Genomic DNA, 16,003 nt, shown 5'->3' with positions numbered 1-16,003 from the left:
TGAGCTGAGCGAAGACTAGCCCAGTGCCATGATCGCGTAAATGCATAACGCCACGCTCTCAGCGCGGCATGGGATTGGCGCTCTCGGTGTCGGCTGCACTCGCCGCCAGCAGCTGATAACGCTGGACCAGCTCGGCCAGGCGCCCGCTGCGCTGCAGCCCTTGCAGCAGCCCGGCAAGCTGCCGGGCATCCAGCGGCCCGCGCGGCCTCAGCAGCGCGTGGTGGTGGTAGACCTGATCGGTACGCTCCGAGATCAGCAGCTGCAGTCCTTCCTGCGGGTTGTCGCGCTGGTAGATACGCAGGTAGGAACGCGTCACCACGCTGATATCGACGCGATCGTGCAGCAGCATCAACAGGTTGCTGTCGTGGGAATAGGTGAGCACCGCGTTGAAGTTGCGAGTGAGGTAATCCTGGTCGGCGTTGAAGCCGGCGAAGCCATAGTGGTAGCCGCTGTACAGCGCCATGCGCTTATTGCCGAGGCGATCGAAGAAACGCTGGTCACGGCCACTCTGCTGGCGCGCGACATACACCTCGGCGTCGGCGATGCCCAGGTCGAGCTTGTCCAGAGGAATGTCCTGCCAGCCCCAGTCCGGCGACTCAAACAGGATCAGGTCGTAGCGCGCCTGGTTGAAGTCGCGATAACGCCGGGTCACCGAGGTCGGCACCAGCTCGAAGTGGTAGTCGCCCTGGGCCGCATTGAACGCCGCCAGCAGATCGGGCAACAGACCCTCGGGAGCCGCGCTCTCCGGTTTCATGACATAGGGTGGGAAATGGTAGGCGCCGACACGCACCAGCTGCGCGGCATTGGCGACGCAGGTGCAGAGCAGTAGAGCGATTGGCAACAGGCACTGATGCAGGCGCAAATCGCGGTTACCTCGTATAGGACAGCCAAATTGACCGGCTCATCCCTGTAGCCGCGACTGGCCGGTGGCCAGTGCTGATAGCAGCTTAGCCTAGCCGATCAGACGTCCTTGAACACCAGGGCCAGCGCCTCTTCGGCCAGCTCGTCGATAGTCATCTTGCCGCCTGGGCGGAACCAGGTGGTGGTCCAGCTCAGCGCACCGGTGAGGAAACGGCGCAACACGAAGGGATCGGCCTTGAACTGCCCTGCGGCGCGCGCCTCGCTAAGTACGTCGAGCCAGAGCTGCTCGTAGGTATCGCGCAGGCTGAGGATGTGCGCCTGGCTCTCCTCGGACAGCGAGCGCCATTCGTAGACCAGCACGCCCATGGCCTCGCCGGTGCCACCGACGATCGACTGCAGCTCACAGCGGATCAGCGCCAACATGCGCTCGCGAGGCGAAACCGATTGCGCCAGGGCAGAACGCATCAGGGCTGTGTTGTAGAGGATGGTCTCCTCCATCACCGCCTTGAGGATCTCGTCCTTGCTCTTGAAGTGGTGAAAGATGCTGCCGGACTGGATGCCCACGGCGCTGGCCAGGTCGCGAACCGTGGTGCGCTCGTAACCCTTGCTGCGGAACAGGTGAGCAGCGGTCTGCAGCAACTTGCCGCGGGCGCTGTCCGGGTCGGTCAGTTCGCCACTGGCAACCAGCTTCTGCATCACTTTTCTGGCTTTCTGTTCGTCCAGGCTCATCGCTCCCCCACATGGAATGCCGCTTGCGCCGCGCATTGTACGCAAGCTGGCGAATTTAGGGCCTTGCAGGCAACCAAGCAAGCGCTCGGGTTAAATTTGCCAAAAGACTTTTCAACCAAGCGCTTGCTTGGTAGTGTTCGCTCATCTTCATCGATGCACGAGCCTTCGTCATGAGCAAAACCGTACGCATTGGCTGCGCCTCCGCCTTCTGGGGCGACACCTCTACTGCTGCTGCCCAGCTGGTACGTGGTACCGAACTGGACTATCTGGTGTTCGACTACCTGGCCGAGATCACCATGTCGATCATGGCCGGCGCCAAGATGAAGAAGCCGGACGAAGGCTTCGCCACCGACTTCGTCGAGGTCCTCGCTCCGCTGCTGCAGGACATCGCCGCCAAGAACATCCGCGTCATCAGCAACGCCGGCGGGGTCAACCCGCAGGCCTGTGCCAACGCCCTGGCCGCCGCCTGCGCCAAGGCCGGCGTCGACCTGAAGATCGCCGTGCTGCACGGCGACAACCTGCAACCCAAGCTCGGCGAACTAGCCAAGGCCGGCACCGTGGAGATGTTCAGCGGCGCCCCGCTGCCGCCCATGTGCGTATCGGTCAACGCCTACCTCGGCGCGCCGGGGATCGTCGATGCGCTGAAGCTCGGCGCCGATATCGTCATCACCGGTCGCGTGGTCGACAGCGCGGTGGTCAGCGCCGCCCTGGTGCATGAATTCGGTTGGAGCTGGAGCGACTACGACAAGCTGGCCCAGGCCGCCCTGGCCGGCCACATCATCGAATGCGGCGCGCAGTGCACCGGTGGCAACTTCACCGACTGGTGCGACGTACCGGACTACGAACACATCGGCTTCCCGGTAGTGGAAGTCAGCGCCGACTCGAGCTTCATCGTTGCCAAGCCGGCCGGCAGCGGCGGCCTGATCACGCCCTTCACCGTCGGCGAGCAGATGCTCTACGAGATCGGCGACCCGCGCGCCTACTACCTGCCCGACGTGATCTGCGATTTCACCCGGGTCAGCCTGAGCCAGGCCGGGCAGAATCAGGTTCGTGTGCAGGGCGCCCGCGGTCTGCCGCCGACCGCTCAGTACAAGGTCAGCGCCACCTACCCGGAAGGTTTCCGCTGCACCGCCAGCTGTCTGATCGCCGGCATCGACGCCGTGGCCAAGGCCGAGCGGGTCAGCCAGGCAATCATCGCCAAGACCGAGGAAATCTTCGCCGAGCGCGGCTGGGGCCCGTACCGCGAGGTGCACATCGAACTGCTCGGCAGCGAGGCCACTTATGGTCCGCACGGCCAGCGGAAGGACACCCGTGAAGTGGTGATCAAGCTGGCCGTGCGCCATGCGAAGAAGGAAGCACTGATCCTGTTCTCCCGCGAGATCGCCCAGGCCGCCACCGGCATGGCGCCGGGCCTGACCGGCATCGTCGGCGGGCGCCCCACCGTGTACCCGGTGATCCGCCTGTTCAGTTTCCTCACCGACAAGGGCAACTGCAGCCTGGATGTCAGCCTCGGCGAGCAGCGCCACGCCGTCGCCCTGCCCCAGCTGGAGGCCTTCGACCCGCAGCAGCTGGCGGTCGACATCGAACCGCCGCACCCCGAAGGTGAAGCCGACGCCAGCGTGCCGCTGATCAAACTGGCCGTGGCGCGCTCCGGCGACAAGGGCAACCACAGCAACATCGGCGTGATGGCGCGCAAACCCGAGTACCTGCCGTGGATCGCCGAGGCGCTGGGTAAGGAAGCGGTGGTGGACTGGATGAGCCATGTGCTCGACCCGCAGCTCGGCCGCGTCGAACGCTGGTACCTGCCCGGCAGCCACAGCCTCAACTTCCTGCTGGAGAACGCCCTGGGTGGCGGCGGCGTAGCCAGCCTGCGCATCGACCCGCAGGGCAAGGCCTTCGCCCAGCAGTTGCTGGAATTCCCGATTCCGGTGCCGCGCGCACTGGCTGACAGCCTGTAACAAGGACAATAACAATGGCATACGACTCAGTCTTCAAACCCGGCCTGTTCGCCGGCCAGACCATCCTGGTCACCGGCGGCGGCAGCGGCATCGGCCGCTGCGTGGCCCACGAGCTGGCGCACCTGGGCGCCCATGTGGTGCTGGTCGGGCGCAGGCTGGAGAAGCTGGAAGCCACCTGCGGCGAGATCGCCGAGGACGGCGGCAGCGCCAGCTTTGCCGTCTGCGACATCCGTGAGGAAGAAGCGGTCAAGGCCATGGTCAAGGCGGTGATCGCCGAGCGCGGGCCGATCCACCATCTGGTCAACAACGCCGGCGGCCAGTTCCCCGCGCCGCTGGTGTCGATCAACCAGAAAGGCTTCGAAACGGTGGTGCGCACCAACCTGGTCGGCGGTTTCCTGATCGCCCGCGAAGTGTTCAGCCAGAGCATGAGCAAGACCGGAGGCAGCATCGTCAACATGCTCGCCGACATGTGGGGCGGCATGCCCGGCATGGGCCACTCCGGTGCCGCCCGCGCCGGCATGGAGAACTTCACCAAGACCGCGGCCTACGAGTGGGGCCACGCCGGTGTGCGGGTCAACGCCGTGGCGCCGGGCTGGATCGCTTCCAGCGGCATGGACACCTACCCCGAGTCGATGAAGAACATGATCCGCTCGCTCAAGGACCACGTGCCGCTGCAGCGCATCGGCACCGAGTCGGAAGTGGCCGCGGCCATCGTCTTCCTGCTCTCCCCCGGCGCCAACTTCATCAGCGGCAACACCATCCGCATCGACGGCGCCGCCAGCCAAGGCACCCGCGCCTGGACGCTGGGCAAGGCGAAAAACAGCGAGTCCTACAACGGCTTCCATCGCGCCTACGTGCCCGATGTACTGAAAGACCAGGGAGAGTGATGCGATGCCGGTGATCCAATCCGAAATCGATGTCCACGGCGACAGCTTCGCGCAGAACCGCCAGGCCATGCTGGCCGCCATCGGCGCCTTCCGCGATGTCGAGCAGAAGGTGCTGGACAAGGCCGCCGAGGCCAAGCCCAAATTCGTCAAGCGCGGCCAGTTGCTGCCGCGCGAACGCATCAACCTGCTGCTCGACCCTGGCGCGCCGTTCCTCGAACTGTCCTCGCTGGCCGGCTACAAGCTGCACGACGACAAGGATGGCACCCAGGCCGGCGGCGGCATCATCGCCGGCATCGGCTACGTGGCCGGCGTGCGCAGCCTGGTGATCGCCAACAACAGCGCGATCAAGGGCGGCACCATCTCGCCCACCGGCCTGAAGAAATCCCTGCGCCTGCAACAGATCGCCGTGGAGAACAAACTGCCGGTGATCACCCTGGCCGAGAGCGGCGGCGCCAACCTCAACTACGCCGCCGACATCTTCGTCGAAGGCGCGCGTGGCTTCGCCAACCAGGCGCGCATGTCCGCCATGGGCCTGCCGCAGATCACCGTGGTGCACGGCTCCAGCACCGCGGGCGGGGCTTACCAGCCGGGCCTGTCGGACTACGTGGTGGTGGTGCGCGGCAAGGCCAAGATGTTCCTCGCCGGCCCGCCCCTGCTCAAAGCCGCCACCGGTGAAGTGGCCACCGACGAGGAACTCGGCGGCGCCGAGATGCACGCCCAGGTCGCCGGCACCGCCGAATACCTGGCCGAGAACGACGCCGACGGCGTGCGCCTGGCCCGCGAGATCACCAGCCTGCTGCCGTGGAACGCGCAACTGCCGGCGCGCCCGCAGAAGACCTGGCGCGAGCCGCTGTACCCGAGCGAGGAGCTGCTCGGCATTGTCCCCGCCGACGCCAAGAAGCCCTATGACGTGCGCGAGATCATCGCGCGCATCGCCGACGGCTCGACCTTCCTCGACTTCAAGAACGAGTTCGACAGCCAGACCGTCTGCGGTCACCTGGCCATCGAAGGCCAGCCCTGCGGCTTCATCGGCAACAACGGGCCGATCACCCCGCGCGGCGCGGCCAAGGCGGCGCAGTTCATCCAGCTGTGCGAGCAGAGCAACACGCCGATCCTGTTCTTCCACAACACCACTGGTTTCATGGTCGGCACCGAGTCCGAGCAGAACGGCGTGATCAAGCACGGCTCCAAGCTGATCCAGGCCGTGGCCAACGCCACCGTGCCAAAGCTGACCATCGTCGTCGGCGGCTCCTACGGCGCCGGCAACTACGCCATGTGCGGTAGAGGTCTTGATCCACGCTTCATCTTCGCCTGGCCCAACAGCAAGACCGCCGTGATGGGCGGCGCCCAGGCCGGCAAGGTGCTGCGCATCGTCACCGAGGACAAGCACCGCAAGGAAGGCAAGGAGGCCGACCCGAAGATGCTCGACATGCTGGAAATGGCCACCGCGCAGAAGCTCGACAGCCAGTCCACCGCGCTCTACGGCACCGCCAGCCTGTGGGACGACGGCCTGATCGACCCGCGTGATACGCGCAAGCTGCTCGGCTTCCTGCTCGACATCTGCGCCGAGGCCAATGTCCGCCCCCTCAAATCCAACTCGTTCGGCGTCGCCCGCCTGTAACCCTTCGGAGAACAATAAAAATGATCTTTACCCAGGAACACGACGAACTCCGCCGCACCGTCCGCAACTTCGTCGACAAGGAAATCAACCCGCACGTCGACGAGTGGGAAAAGGCCGGCAAATTCCCCATGCACGAGATCTTCAAGAAGGCCGGCGACCTTGGCCTGCTGGGCATCTCCAAGCCGGAAAAATTCGGCGGCATGGGCCTGGACTACAGCTACTCGGTGGTCGCCGCCGAAGAGTTCGGCACCATCCACTGCGGCGGCATCCCGATGGCCATCGGCGTGCAGACCGACATGTGCACCCCGGCCCTGGCGCGCTTCGGCTCCGATGAGCTGCGCGAGGAATTCCTGCGCCCCGCCATCGCCGGCGACATGGTCGGCTGCATCGGCGTCTCCGAGGTCGGCGCCGGCTCCGACGTGGCCGGGCTGAAGACCACCGCACGCAAGGACGGTGACGACTACGTGATCAACGGCAGCAAGATGTGGATCACCAACTCGCCGTCTGCCGACTTCATCTGCCTGCTGGCCAACACCAGCGACGACAAGCCCCACGTCAACAAGTCGCTGATCGTGGTGCCGATGAACACCCCGGGCATCACCCTCAGCCCGCACCTGGACAAGCTCGGCATGCGCAGCTCGGAGACCGCCCAGGTGTTCTTCGACAACGTGCGCGTGCCGCAGCGCAACCGCATCGGCCACGAAGGCGCCGGCTTCATGATGCAGATGCTGCAGTTCCAGGAAGAGCGCATGTTCGGCGCGGCCAACATGATCAAGGGCCTGGAGTACTGCGTGGACAGCACCATCGAGTACTGCAAGCAGCGCCACACCTTCGGCCAGCCGCTGATCGACAACCAGGTCATCCACTTCCGCATGGCCGAACTGCAGAGCGAGATCGAAGCCCTGCGCGCCCTCGTCTATCACGCCACCGAGCTGTACGTGAAAGGCAAGGACGTCACCAAGCTGGCCTCCATGGCCAAGCTCAAGGCCGGCCGCCTGGGCCGCGAAGTCACCGACAGCTGCCTGCAGTACTGGGGCGGCATGGGCTTCATGTGGGACAACCCGGTATCGCGCGCCTACCGCGACGTGCGCCTGGTCTCCATTGGCGGCGGCGCCGACGAAATCATGCTCGGCATCATCTGCAAGCTGATGGGCATTCTGCCCGGCAAGAAGAAAGGCTGAGGACGCGACCATGGCCGAACTGCCGAACTGCCAAACCCTGCTGCTGGAACAGGTCGAGGGCGTGCTCTACGTCACCCTCAACCGCCCGGAAAGCCGCAACGCCATGAGCCTGGCGATGGTCGAGGAACTGCGCGCCGTACTGCGCGCGGTGCGTGGCGACCAGGGCGTGCGCGCCCTGGTGCTGCGCGGTGCCGACGGCCACTTCTGCGCCGGCGGCGACATCAAGGACATGGCCGGTGCGCGGGCCAAGGGTGGCAACGCCTACCGTGAGCTGAACCGCGCCTTCGGCAGCCTGCTGGAGGAAGCCCAGTGTGCGCCGCAGGTGCTGGTCGCCGTGCTGGAAGGCGCGGTGCTCGGCGGCGGTTTCGGCCTGGCCTGCGTGTCCGATATCGCCATCGCCCACCAGGGCGCCAAGTTCGGCCTGCCGGAAACCAGCCTGGGCATTCTGCCGGCCCAGATCGCCCCGTTCGTGGTCAAGCGCATCGGCCTGACCCAGGCCCGTCGCCTGGCCCTGACCGCCGCCCGCTTCGACGGTGCCGAAGCCCTGCGCCTGGGTCTGGTGCACTTCTGCGAGGCCGACGACCAGGCCGTGGTCGACCGCCTCGCCGAATGCCTGCAGCAGATCCGCCAGTGCGCCCCCGGCGCCAATGCGGCGACCAAGGCGCTGCTGCTGGCCACCGAGACGGAACACCTCGGCAGCCTGCTCGACCACGCCGCCGGCCAGTTCGCCGAAGCGGTGCTGGGCAGCGAAGGCGCGGAAGGCACCATGGCCTTCGTGCAGAAGCGCAAGCCCTCCTGGGCTCAATAACAACAGCAGGAGCACGACGATGCCCGCCTTCAACAAGATTCTGATCGCCAACCGCGGCGAGATCGCCTGCCGGGTGATGCGCACCGCCCAGGACCTCGGCTACCGCACCGTGGCGGTATTCTCCGAGGCCGACGCCGGCGCCCGCCATGTGCAACTGGCCGACGAAGCCGTGTGCATCGGCCCGGCGCAGGTCAACCAGTCCTACCTGGTGATCGACAACATCATCGCCGCCGCGCAGAAAACCGGCGCCGACGCGATCCACCCCGGCTATGGCTTCCTCTCCGAGAACGCCGACTTCGCCCGCGCCTGCGAGGCGGCCGGAATCGTCTTCATCGGCCCGACCGTGGAAGCCATCCACCTGATGGGCAGCAAGCGCCTGTCGAAGATCGCCATGCTCGAAGCCGGCGTGCCGTGCATCCCCGGCTACGAAGGCGCGGCCCAGGATGACGAGACCCTGGCCCGCGAAGCCGAGCGCATCGGCTACCCGCTGATGATCAAGGCCAGCGCCGGCGGCGGTGGCCGCGGCATGCGCCTGGTGCATGAGTCATCCGAACTGGCTGCGCAGATCCGCACCGCCCGCTCCGAAGCGCAGAACGCCTTCGGCTCCGGCGAGCTGATTCTCGAGCGCGCGGTGATTCAGCCGCGTCACGTGGAAATCCAGGTATTCGGCGACCAGCACGGCAACATCGTCTACCTCGGCGAGCGCGACTGCTCGGTGCAGCGCCGCCACCAGAAAGTGGTCGAGGAAGCGCCCTGCCCGGTGATGACGCCCGAGCTGCGCCAGGCCATGGGCGAGGCGGCAGTGAAGGCCGCTGCGTCGGTCAACTACGTCGGCGCCGGCACCGTGGAATTCCTGCTGGATAGCAGCGGCGCCTTCTACTTCCTGGAAATGAACACCCGCCTGCAGGTCGAGCACCCGGTCACCGAGCTGATCACCGGCCAGGATCTGGTCGCCTGGCAGATCCGCGCAGCCGAGGGCCAGCCGCTGCCGCTCAAGCAGGAAGAAATCCGCCTCACCGGCCATGCCATGGAAGTGCGCTTGTACGCCGAAGATGCGGCGCACAACTTCCTGCCGCAGACCGGCCAGGTGCTGCGCTGGGAACCGGCACTGCGCGACGGCGTACGCATCGACCACGGCCTGGTCGAAGGCCAGGCCGTGACCCCGTTCTACGACCCGATGCTGGCCAAGGTCATCGCCTACGGCGCCACCCGCGACGAGGCCCGGCGCAAGCTGGTACGCGCCGTGGAGGACTGCGTGCTACTGGGCGTCAACGGTAACCAGCGCTTCCTCGCCAACCTGCTGGCGCACCCCGAATTTGCCGCCGGCAATGCCACCACCGCGTTCATCGGCGAGCACTTCGCCAATGACCCGAGCCTGACGCCACAAGCGCCGGCTGCAGCCGAGTTGGCTACCGCCGCCGCCCTGCTCTACCAGGCCTCGGCCGGCGCCAATGCGCACCAGTCCGGCCTGGCCGGCTGGCGTAACAGCAGCGGCGCGCCGTGGAGCTTCGTGCTCAAGCAGGGCGAGCAGAAACACGCGGTCGAGCTGCAGGTGGTGGAATCCGGCGAACAGCCGCTGCTGCGCGCGCAGATCGGTGAGCAAAGCGTCGAGCTGCGCCTGCTGGCCAGCGACGGCCGCTGGGCCACCCTGGAGCTGGACGGCATCCGCCAGCGCCGCGCCTATCACCTGGCCGGCGAGCAGCTGTGGCTGTATGGCCATAACGGCAACCTGGAACTCACCGACGTCACTCACGAACCAGCCGGCGGGCAGAACGCCGCCAGCTCCGGCACGGTCAAGGCGCCGATGGATGGTGCGATCGTCGAAGTGCTGGTGGCCGAAGGCGAGCAGGTCAGCAAGGGCCAGCTGCTGGTGGTGCTGGAAGCGATGAAGATGGAACACCCGCTCAAGGCCGGCATCGACGGCGTGATCCGCCGCGTGCAGGTCAGCCAAGGCGACCAGGTGAAGAATCGCCAGCTGCTGGTGGAAGTCGAAGCCGCCGAAGCCTGACATTCCGGGGGCGCCATGCCCCCCGTGATCCGCCGATCAACAAGAACAACGAGCTACGGAGCACCCGCATGTCTCTGCAAGGCAAAACCCTGTTCATCACCGGTGCCAGCCGCGGCATCGGCCGCGAAATCGCCCTCAAGGCCGCCGCCCAGGGCGCCAATATCGTCATCGCCGCCAAGAGCGCCGAGGCCCACGCCAAGCTGCCGGGCACCATTTACTCGGTGGCTGCCGAGGTCGAAGCCGCTGGCGGCAAGGCCCTGGCCCTGCAACTGGACGTGCGTGACGAAGAAGCAGTGAAGGCCGCCATGGCCCAGGCCGCCGCCCACTTCGGCGGCATCGACGCGCTGATCAACAACGCCGGCGCCATCCGCCTCAAGGGCGTCGAGCACCTGGAGCCCAAGCGCTTCGACCTGATGTACCAGATCAACAGCCGCGCGGTGATGGTCTGCAGCCAGGCCGTGCTGCCCTATCTGAAGCAGAGCAAGGGGCACATCCTCAGCCTGTCGCCACCGATCAACCTCGACCCCAAGTGGTTCGCCAGCTACGGCCCCTACACCACCACCAAATACGGCATGAGCATGCTGACCCTGGGCATGCACGAGGAATTCAGGAAGTACGGCATCAGCGTCAACTCGCTGTGGCCGAAGACGGTGATCGCCACCGCCGCCATCGAATTCGAAGCCGGCGGCCCGGCAGTGATGAAGGCCGCGCGCCTGCCAGCAATCATGGCCGACGCCGCCTGCGCCATCCTCGCCAGCAGCGAACGCACGATCAGCGGCCGCCTGCTGATCGACGAGGAAATCCTCCGCGAACAGGGCCAAAGCGACTTCGAGCAATACCGCTACGACCCTGCTGGCAAGCTGATGACCGACCTGTTCGTCGACTGAAACCCTGCGTTACCGCGCGCCAGTCATCCTCCCCTTGGACTGGCGCGCTTTTCCTTCATCAAACCTCGGCCCAGCGCCGCAGCAAGTTGTGGTAGACCCCGGTCAGCTGAGCACAACTGGCATGCCCGTTACCCAGCTCGCGATTGAGTTGCTGCACGCTGTTGTCCAGTTGGAACAGCAGGCTGCGTTCAGCATCGTCACGCACCATGCTCTGGATCCAGAAGAAGGCACTGATCCGTGCACCACGCGTCACCGGGTTGACCCGATGCAGGCTGGTGGAGGGATAGAGGATCATGTCGCCAGCGGCCAGCTTGACGCTGTGTGCGCCATAGGTATCGTCCACCAGCAACTCGCCACCGTCGTACTCCTGCGGCTCGGTGAGGAACAGCGTGGCCGACAAGTCCGTGCGCATGCGCTGGCCCTGATTCGCGATGATGGCGTTGTCGACATGCGCGCCGTAGGCCTGCCCGCCCTGGTAGCAGTTGAAACGCGGCGGCAGGATGCTCTGCGGCAAGGCCGCCGAGATGAACAGTGGATTGCGCTCCAGTGCCTGAAGAATCACCTGCCCAACCGCCTTGGCCTCGCCCGAGTCATCCGGCAGCTGCAGGTTGTCCTTGACCGTGATGGCCTGGTGGCCTGCCGTGCCTTTGCCATCAACCCAATGCGCCTGCAGCAGAAGCTGGCGGCACTCGGCCACTTGCTGCGGACCCAGCACCCGCGGGATATGCACCATCATCGCCAATCAACTCCAGAGGCCGGTATCGGCGGGTATGAAAACAGGGCATCGGCCGGCTGTATAGCGCTGGTCACAACAAAACCTCGCCCTCGTTGGCCGTAAACGGCACCCACGTACCAATATATTCAGGCAAAATGCCATCAATCTGCCATCCACTGGCGGCCACACAAGGAACGCGCCGACAAGAGCGCGACTCCTGCTAAACAACACGTCAAAAACCGCTTTCGCATCGTTTGCCGAGCTTCCTTGCTCGGCTTCCCAGGGGAAATCATGAACAAAGCTTTTCGTATTGTCTGGAGCCATGTCCGCAATGCCTTCGTCGTAGTCGACGAGCACACCAGCGCACGCGGCAAACTCAGTGGCGGTACCCTGCTGTTGGCGGGGGCTGGGCTTAGCCTGATAGCCAGTGGGGCACAGGCATCCGCCTTCTGTGGTGGCTCCGGTATCACCACCACTATCAGCAATGCCGAAACCTACACCTGCTACCTCTACAGCGGCAGCAGCGCCACTGTCACCAATACCGGCAGCCTCACCGTAGCAACAGACCCTGCCGTTCTGGTTTACAGCGGTACCTTCGGCACCATCAGCAACGCCGGCAGCATTGTCTCGGCCGACATCAGTAGCATGGGCGATCCTAGCGCTGCGATCCTGCTGGAAGCCGGAGAAGGTGTGCTCACCGGTACCAGTATCAGCAACCTGGCCGGAGCCACTATCCAGGGCGCAGAAATCGGTATTTACGCAGATGGGCAGCAGTACGACATAACCCTTGGCCATATCGACAATGCCGGCACTATTCTCGGCACCAACGTCGCCGGGGTTGTCCTGATCGGCACAAGCGTGACCAATGGCATCACCAATAGCGGCCTGATCAGCGGGGGCGGATACGGCATGCTGCTGGGCGATGCCAGCACCAGTCTGATCAACAACAGCGGTACCATCACAGGTGGCTGGTACGGCCTTGGCGTGATGCAAAGCATTGTCGAACAGATCGATAACAGCGGCACCATCAGCAGCGATGGCGCTGGCTTGGTTGCAGACTCTGGCTCCGCGATTAGTCATGTCAACAACAGCGGCACCATCAGTGGTGAAGACTTCGCTATTCAGTTGCTGTTCGACTCGCATATCGACCGCCTCACCAACAGTGGCACCATCAGCAGCCCCTACCTGGCCATCGCTGTAGCCGAAGATGGCTCCAGCATCGACAACATCGACATTACCGGCACCAAAGCCCGCGTGATTGGCGATGTGTTCTCGACTAGCAGCACCTTCACCCTCAAGTCTGGCGCCACCTTCAGCAACGAAAACGCTTATGCAGTGGATCGTTTCGTCATCGAGAACGGTGCCACCCTGAGGATGGGCACAGGCACCAGCAGCAGCGGTGAGCTCGACGCCGGCATCACTACCCTCAGCGGCTTCAGCAACGCCGGTACCCTGAGCCTGGCGGCCGGTGTTACCGGCACCATCCACGGCAACTACTCCCAGGCCTCCAGCGGCACCCTGAAAATCGGTGTGGCCAGCGATAGCAGCTACGGCAAGCTGGTCGTCGACGGTACTGCCAAGCTGGCCAGCAATGCCAAGATCGTGGTCGACGTGAGCAACCCGAACTACGCCTTCAGCGCCAAGAGCCTGCAGGATGTGCTCAGCGCTACCACTCTGCAGAGCGATGGCACCTTCGCCGTCAGCGACAACTCGCAGCTGTTCAACTTCAGCGCGGTCAAGGACGGCAACACCGTCGATCTGACCCTGGCCAAGGCCGCCAGCGTGCTGGATAGCGTGCAGAGCACCGGCAACAACCCGGCCGAAGGCGCCGCCAACGTGCTGGACGAAGCCATCGAAAACGATCCGAATGGTGAGCTGGCCGCCAACTTCGTCGGCCTGACCAGCGAGCAGGAAGTTTCTGACGCCGTCACCCAGACCCTGCCCACCGTTGCCGGCAACACCAGCAACGCCACCGGCCGCACCCTGGCTGGCATCAACCGCATCATCCAGTCGCGCCAAGGTGAGAACAGCGGCCTGTCCTCCGGCGACGCTCCGCTGTCCGAGCAGAACCTGTGGATCAAGACCTTCGGCTCCTGGGCCGATCAGGACGAGCGTAGTGGCATCTCTGGCTACGACGCCGACACCAAGGGCCTGGCCATCGGTGCCGACGCCGCAGTCTCCGAAACCACTCGCCTGGGCCTGGCGTTCGCCTACGCAGAGACCAATGTCGACAGCGATTCCAGCATCGCCCCGCAGGATGCGCAGATCGATACCTTCCAGCTGATCGGCTACGGCAGCTATGCCCTGGCTCCCGACACCGAGCTGAACTTCCAGCTCGATGCTGGCCAGAACCGCAACGAAAGCACGCGTCACATGCCGTTCGCCGGCACCACCGCCAAGGCCGACTACGACGGTTACAACGTGCATGCCGGCATCGGCATCGGCCATAGCCTGCGCCTGTCCGAGCAGCTGACCTTCGTGCCGTCGGTACGCGCCGACTACACCTGGATCGAGTCCGAGTCGTATCACGAGAAAGGTGCCGGCGCCCTCAATCTGGATGTCGACAGCAACGATGCCGAAGAGCTGCTGCTCAGCGTCGATGGCAAGGTCGACTACAGCCTGAGCGAAGCCACCGTGCTCAGTGCCAACCTGGGTGCAGGCTATGACGTGATCGACGAGGACAGCTCCATCACCTCCACCTACGCCGGCGCCGCGGGTGCCGCGTTCAAGACTCCGGGGATGGATATGGAGCCCTGGCTGGCACGCGCCGGCCTGGGCCTGACCCACACCCTGGAAGGCGGTACCGAAGTCAGCCTGCGTTACGACGCCGAAGCCCGCAGCGACTTCACCCAACAGGGTGCATCGCTCAAGGCACGCTGGGCCTTCTGAGGCCGGCGCCGCCAGTGGCTGTATTACAGCTGCGGGCGGCGTATCCTCGGCTCTTGCCTGCAGGAGCCATCATGCCCCGCCTTTTCGCAACGCTGCTCTGCACTCTACTGCTGAGCAGCGGCTGCACCTCCCCACCCCCCCCCGAACAACGCAGCCAACTGGCCACCCAGCTGGCGCAAAGTCGCGACTGGCAGAACCTGCAACTGCACGCTGGCATATTCGACCTGCAGAGCTATGCGGCGAAAGCACAACCAGCGGCCAGTGATGAGCTGACGATTTATCTCGAAGGCGACGGTTTGGCCTGGCTCAGCTCCCGCCAACCCTCTGCCGATCCGACGCCCCTCAATCCACTCGCACTGCGTCTGGCACTAGCCCAACCCAGCGGCCCCGTGGCCTATCTGGGGCGTCCCTGTCAGTACCTGGGTGCGGAGCGACCTCCGTGCAATCGGCGCTATTGGACCGGTGCACGCTTCGCCGAGGAAATAGTCGACAGCCTGGACTCGGCCGCAGACCAGCTGAAGGCCCGCGCAGGCGCCCGCAGCCTGGTATTGGTCGGCTACTCCGGCGGAGGTGCCTTGGCGCTCCTGCTGGCTGCCAGGCGTGATGATGTACGCAGAGTCGTCACCGTGGCCGGCAATCTCGACCATGCCGCCTGGACCCAGTACCACCGTGTTTCCCCACTGAGCGATTCGCTCAACCCGGCAGACCTGCGCACACGGCTTGGCAGCGTGGAGCAGCTGCATCTGCTTGGCGGGCAAGATCGCGTGATCCCCCCGGTGTTGGTCGAGGCATTTGTCGCCGGCTATCCGCCGGGCCATCGCGCCAAGGTGCGCGTAGTACCTGAATATGACCACAACTGCTGCTGGGCCGAGCAATGGCCACAGCTCTGGCAGATGAAAACGGATTAGTTGCGGAACTCGATCTGCAGCTCCGCGCCCTCCACAGACTCCCAGTAGTCATTGACCTTGTCGTTGGTGATCAACCGGCCATTGAGCTGGTAGGGACCAGGTTCGGTCGGCTTTTCCACGAACAGCTGCGGTAGCAGGGGCGGCTGCTCCGGCAGTTTATCCAGTGGCTCGCCGGGCTCCAGCTGCTGCACCAGCTCGTCCGGCAGGCGCAGATCGAGCTTCACTGGCGGCAGGGGTTCAGGCTTGGCCTTGACCAGCGGCTTGGCCGCTGGGGTCACGGTCAGCGCTGGAGCCTTCTTCGGCGCTACCTCAGCCGGCTCTTTCTTCTTCACCGGCTCTGCAGCTGGCGGCTTCACCGCAGCGCTCTGCGGCGCCGGCTTGGTGGCAGCCGGTGGTGGAGTGATTTCGGCCGACGGAGCCGTCTTGGCCGGCGCGGGCGGCTTGGGCGAGTCGTCGCAGGCGGCCAGCAGGCCGAGAGCCAGAGTCAGCGCTATTACACGGAAAGCTGTCATGGTGGGCAGGTTGGCAAGAGAACTGCCCTAATGCTCGCG

Annotated in this window: 13 protein-coding genes; 9 read left to right on the top strand and 4 right to left on the bottom strand. The window is 65.0% G+C overall.

Annotation, left to right across the window (positions count from 1 at the left end; genetic code table 11):
- Positions 1-58: 58 nt before the first annotated feature.
- Positions 59-862 carry a substrate-binding periplasmic protein gene (locus PTT45_RS07795; protein WP_337961736.1) on the bottom strand — a complete coding sequence of 268 codons (804 nt, stop codon included), beginning with the start codon at positions 860-862 and terminating at the stop codon, positions 59-61.
- Between the two features lie 98 nt (positions 863-960).
- Positions 961-1,584, bottom strand: coding sequence for a TetR/AcrR family transcriptional regulator (locus PTT45_RS07790; protein WP_273812796.1), 624 nt, complete (start codon positions 1,582-1,584; stop codon positions 961-963).
- Between the two features lie 176 nt (positions 1,585-1,760).
- Here PTT45_RS07790 and PTT45_RS07785 point away from each other — a divergent pair, with 176 nt between their 5' ends.
- The 7 genes from PTT45_RS07785 to PTT45_RS07755 all read left to right on the top strand — a co-directional run bounded on the left by PTT45_RS07785 (position 1,761) and on the right by PTT45_RS07755 (position 10,940).
- The gene (locus PTT45_RS07785; protein WP_273812512.1) at positions 1,761-3,548 is read left to right on the top strand and encodes an acyclic terpene utilization AtuA family protein; all 1,788 of its coding nucleotides are present in this window, start codon (positions 1,761-1,763) and stop codon (positions 3,546-3,548) included.
- 14 nt (positions 3,549-3,562) lie between these two features.
- On the top strand, positions 3,563-4,435 hold the full coding sequence (locus PTT45_RS07780) for an SDR family oxidoreductase (protein ID WP_273812511.1): 873 nt from the start codon (positions 3,563-3,565) through the stop codon (positions 4,433-4,435).
- Between the two features lie 4 nt (positions 4,436-4,439).
- Positions 4,440-6,056 carry a geranyl-CoA carboxylase subunit beta gene (gene atuC / locus PTT45_RS07775; RefSeq protein WP_273812509.1) on the top strand — a complete coding sequence of 539 codons (1,617 nt, stop codon included), beginning with the start codon at positions 4,440-4,442 and terminating at the stop codon, positions 6,054-6,056.
- A 20-nt stretch (positions 6,057-6,076) separates the two neighbouring features.
- On the top strand, positions 6,077-7,237 hold the full coding sequence (gene atuD, locus PTT45_RS07770; RefSeq protein ID WP_273812508.1) for a citronellyl-CoA dehydrogenase: 1,161 nt from the start codon (positions 6,077-6,079) through the stop codon (positions 7,235-7,237).
- 10 nt (positions 7,238-7,247) lie between these two features.
- Positions 7,248-8,045, top strand: coding sequence for an isohexenylglutaconyl-CoA hydratase (gene atuE / locus PTT45_RS07765; RefSeq protein ID WP_273812506.1), 798 nt, complete (start codon positions 7,248-7,250; stop codon positions 8,043-8,045).
- A gap of 19 nt (positions 8,046-8,064) precedes the next feature.
- Positions 8,065-10,053: a geranyl-CoA carboxylase subunit apha gene (gene atuF, locus PTT45_RS07760; protein WP_273812505.1), complete on the top strand. Its 1,989-nt coding sequence runs from the start codon at positions 8,065-8,067 to the stop codon at positions 10,051-10,053.
- Positions 10,054-10,121: 68 nt separating this feature from the next.
- On the top strand, positions 10,122-10,940 hold the full coding sequence (locus PTT45_RS07755) for an SDR family oxidoreductase (RefSeq protein WP_273812504.1): 819 nt from the start codon (positions 10,122-10,124) through the stop codon (positions 10,938-10,940).
- 58 nt (positions 10,941-10,998) lie between these two features.
- On the opposite strand, the gene PTT45_RS07750 is transcribed toward PTT45_RS07755, so the two are convergent.
- Positions 10,999-11,676 (bottom strand): Fe2+-dependent dioxygenase, encoded by a 678-nt coding sequence (locus tag PTT45_RS07750; RefSeq protein ID WP_273812502.1) that lies wholly within the window; start codon positions 11,674-11,676, stop codon positions 10,999-11,001.
- Positions 11,677-11,946: 270 nt separating this feature from the next.
- On the opposite strand from PTT45_RS07750, the gene PTT45_RS07745 reads away from it, so the two are divergent.
- A complete protein-coding gene (locus PTT45_RS07745) occupies positions 11,947-14,544 on the top strand; it encodes an autotransporter domain-containing protein (protein ID WP_273812501.1) in 2,598 nt (865 codons plus the stop codon).
- Positions 14,545-14,615: 71 nt separating this feature from the next.
- The gene (locus tag PTT45_RS07740) at positions 14,616-15,452 is read left to right on the top strand and encodes an alpha/beta fold hydrolase (protein ID WP_273812500.1); all 837 of its coding nucleotides are present in this window, start codon (positions 14,616-14,618) and stop codon (positions 15,450-15,452) included.
- Here PTT45_RS07740 and PTT45_RS07735 read toward each other — a convergent pair.
- On the bottom strand, positions 15,449-15,964 hold the full coding sequence (locus PTT45_RS07735; protein WP_273812499.1) for a hypothetical protein: 516 nt from the start codon (positions 15,962-15,964) through the stop codon (positions 15,449-15,451). The genes PTT45_RS07740 and PTT45_RS07735 overlap by 4 nt on opposite strands.
- Positions 15,965-16,003: the final 39 nt, after the last annotated feature.

This window comes from Pseudomonas sp. Gutcm_11s, from assembly GCF_028649395.1.
Taxonomy (GTDB): Bacteria; Pseudomonadota; Gammaproteobacteria; order Pseudomonadales; family Pseudomonadaceae; genus Aquipseudomonas.
The sequence above is the reverse complement of the archived record's forward strand: the minus strand, read 5'-3'. Positions and strand labels throughout refer to the sequence as shown.